Origin of the sequence: Novipirellula sp. (assembly GCF_041583735.1) — a bacterium.
In the GTDB taxonomy this organism is placed as follows: Bacteria; Planctomycetota; Planctomycetia; order Pirellulales; family Pirellulaceae; genus Novipirellula.
Map to the genome: position 1 here is coordinate 1 of NZ_JBFHFD010000762.1, position 3,835 is coordinate 3,835.

Sequence of the window (3,835 nt, forward strand, 5' to 3'; positions counted from 1 at the left end):
AAAAGGGCGTGATGATCATGCTCTATTACGACCGCAAGAAAGGAAACTTCGGCGATGAAACACTGTTCCGTCACTATGCAGATCTGGGTGCGACGGGCATGAAGTACGGTTTCATGGGCAATAAGGCCGATTTCACCCGAGACGCCATCAATGCAGCCGCGGAAAACAAGTTGTTGATCAATTTTCATGACGGACCGGTGCCGATGGCGGGTGTCGAGAGAACGATGCCCAATTTGATCACCCGCGAATATTGCCATGGCCAACAAGACAGCCGGAGTGCGTTTACGCCCGAAACCTTCCTGCAAATGGCAATGGTCAGTGCATTGACAGGCCCGTTGGATATGTCCAATGGAAACTTTGGGATCAACAGCATCAACGCGGGTGAGCGTAAGAAAGGGCCCAAGAAGAGGAACAGCTACATCTCGACCGTGGTCAGCGAAGTGGCTCGCAACCTGGTGATTTATACGGGATTGGTGACACTGCCCGACGCGCCGGAAGAGTACCTAAAAAAAGCAGATCTGTTTGAATTCCTGAAACAAATGCCTGCGACATGGGACGACACTCGAGTGTTGAATTCGAAGATCGGAAACTACATCACGGTTGCTCGCCGCACCGGCGATCGATGGTTTATCGGTTCGGTCAGCGATCAGACCGCTCAAACGCTTGACATTCCGCTTGATTTCCTTGAGCCCGGAAAAACCTATCAAGCGACGATCTATCAGGATTCGTCCGACGCACACGGCGTAAAGAATCCCGAAGCGTATGAAATCACCACGGCGACCGTGAAACGCCACGATGTGCTTCCAGCTAAAATGGCGGTCGGCGGCGGACATGCCATGATTCTGCGTCCGGTCCACCGTAAACCCTGAGAATGCTGAGCGGAAAGAGCCTTTGATGTCGCCGGAGGATTCGGCCGCAATTTTTTAGATCGATGGAACTAATCGACCACGCTTCTCCAACCCAATCTCCTCACCGCTGAACAAAACCATGAAACTACAACACTATATCGGTGTGTTCTTGCTGACCTTGCCACTGCATGTGGGATCGTCGAATCGTGTGAGTGCACAACCAGGCACCAATGCGAGCCCCTCGAATCCAAATGTCGTGTACATCCTAGCAGATGATTTGGGCTACGGCGATTTGGGTTGCTACGGGGCAACGAAAGTCCAGACGCCGAACATCGACGCGCTGGCTAAAGCAGGACGCCGATTCACCGACGCCCACACCGCATCCGCCGTTTGCACGCCCTCACGCTACGCCTTGTTGACAGGCGAGTATCCCAGCCGCGGCAATGGTGGCAAAGGCGTGTGGGGACCCGCGCCCGTTACATCCGGACTGCTTGTTGACACAGATCAGCTGACGATTGCGGACGTGTTCAAGAACAAAGGTTACGCAACCGCGGCACTGGGTAAATGGCATCTGGGGTTCGGAGAGGGACAGAACGACTGGAAAGAACCACTGCGGCCGGGGCCTCAAGACCTCGGTTTTGATTACTACTTTGGGTTACCCGTCGTGAACAGCGCTCCTCCCTTTGTCTATGTCGAGAACGATCGCATCGTTGGCAGCGACCCTGCCGATCCACTGGTCTATATCGGCCGCGGGCATGAAAAAGAGGCAACGCCGATCACAGAAATTCCGCCTGAGGCCTCGCAGCGCACTCCCAACATGTTCAAAGGAGCCGTGGAAGCTCACAAAAACTACAACGACTATACAGTCGGAACGGTTTTGGCGGGAAAGGCAGTAGACTGGATCACGGCGAACAAGCAGAAGCCGTTCTTTCTCTATATGGCCACGACTCATATTCACCACCCCTTCACCCCCGGCAAGCGGTTTCAGGGTTCGAGCGATGCGGAGCTCTACGGCGACTTTATCCAAGAGCTGGACTGGATGGTTGGCGAAGTGACCGGGTGCCTCGAAAAGCAGGGTTTGAGCGAAAACACGCTGATCATTTTCACCAGTGACAACGGCGCGATGCTGAATCTCGGCGGACGCAATGCCGTCAAGGCGGGGCATCGCATCAACGGCGATCTGCTGGGCTTCAAATTCGGTGTCTGGGAGGGCGGGCATCGCGTTCCCTTTATCGCCCGTTGGCCTGGAAAGATCGAGGCCGGCAGCACGTCGGATCAGTTGATTTGTAACGTTGACATGCTGGCCACGTTTACGGCACTGACCGGTCAAGACCTGGATGCTGTGGAAGACACCGACAGCGTCAACGTGTTGCCCGCGTTCTTAGAGAATCCTGCCGAACCACTTCGCACCGAGTTGCTTCTGGCTCCTCACAAACCAGCGAATTTGGGTATCCGTAAAGGCAAGTGGATGTATATCGGGGCAAGAGGAAGCGGCGGGTTCGGCGGGTCGAAGCCGAACCAACACGCCTGGGGCGGCCCACCTGCGGTGGCCTTTGTTGGCGGCGAAAACAGCGACATCGAAAATGGAAAGCTCAAACGTGGTGCGCCGCCAGCTCAATTGTACGACCTGGAAAATGATGTACGACAAACCCAAAATCTTTACAACCAATACCCCGAAGTCGTCCAGGAAATGGAGACGCTGCTGAATTCGTATCGTCCCAAGACGCCAGCGGACGCAAAGCAACAACGCATTCGTAAGCAGAAGGCGACCAAGTAATGAAAATTTGCAATTTTTCATTGCTGGCCGGGATTCTGAGCCTTCTTTTGATCCCGAGTTTGGGTATCGCCCAGACGCCTGCCCGGCCGAACGTCATTTTCTTTTTGACCGATGACCTTGGGTATTCGGACATTGGTTGCTATGGCGCGACGAAGGTCAAGACACCGAACCTCGACCGGCTGGCGGCCGACGGAGTCAAGTTCACTGACTTCCATACAGGTGCGTCAATTTGTTCGCCCTCGCGGGCAGCGTTCTTGACGGGTAGCTATCCGCAGCGATGCGGACTGTACATGGGCATCAACCCCATTCGTGATGAACACTGGTTTCTGGGACTGAATCCTGATGAAGTCACATTGGCGGAACAGTTCAAGAAACAGGACTACCAGACTTTCATGATTGGCAAGTGGCACCTCGGCAAGGAGCCCGAGTTCCATCCTTTCCGACACGGGTTTGATCACTACTACGGCATGCCCAACAACGCCGGCCATTCATCCCATTTCTATGACGGCGAAAAAGAAATCTATACGCAAACGCCGTTGGACCAGTTAACCAAACTGTACACCGACCGCGCGGCCCAGATCATCCGCGACCACGGCGACCAACCATTCTTTCTGTACTTCGCCCACAACTATCCGCACACGCCCTACCAAGCTGGCAAGGATTTTGTGCGATCCTCGAAGGACGGCGTCCGTGGCGACGTGATCCAGGAACTCGATTGGGGTGTCGGTGAAATGATGCAGGCGCTCGAAGAGGCCGGCATCGCTGAGAACACGATCGTCATCTTCACATCGGACAACGGGCCTGTGAAGCCGCAATATGCCGCGCCCTACCGAGGCACTAAATACGTCACCTTCGAAGGCGGCCACCGAGTGCCGTTTATCTTTCATTGGCCTGCGGTGATCAAGCAAGGCGTGCAATCCGACACCCCCGTGGTCGCGATGGACTTGTTCCCAACCTTGTCCGAAATCATTGGCGAGCCTCTGCCGGCAGATCGAAAACTCGACGGTGTGAGTTTGCTGCCACTGTTGCAAGGCAAACCGCTGACGCGTCCCGACGATGAACCTTTCTTCTATTACAACTGCGAGAATTTGCAAGCGATTCGTCATGGTCATTGGAAACTACATCTGCCACGCACCACAAAACAGCTTCCCTTTTGGGACAAAAACAAGACCTTTACCAACATCGAATCGCCAGTCCTGTACAACCTGGA

The 3,835-nt window shown here is 54.6% G+C and carries 3 protein-coding genes; all 3 read left to right on the forward strand.

Annotated features, from left to right (window positions below; genetic code table 11):
- Positions 1 to 869: glycoside hydrolase family 97 C-terminal domain-containing protein (locus tag ABX962_RS32315; RefSeq protein ID WP_372725810.1), on the forward strand; the 869-nt coding region annotated here is incomplete at its 5' end.
- A 118-nt stretch (positions 870 to 987) separates the two neighbouring features.
- Complete coding sequence (locus ABX962_RS32320) at positions 988 to 2,625, forward strand: arylsulfatase (RefSeq protein ID WP_372725811.1); 1,638 nt, start codon at positions 988 to 990, stop codon at positions 2,623 to 2,625.
- On the forward strand, positions 2,625 to 3,835 hold a 1,211-nt coding region (locus ABX962_RS32325; protein ID WP_372725813.1), incomplete at its 3' end, for a sulfatase. The genes ABX962_RS32320 and ABX962_RS32325, both read left to right, overlap by 1 nt.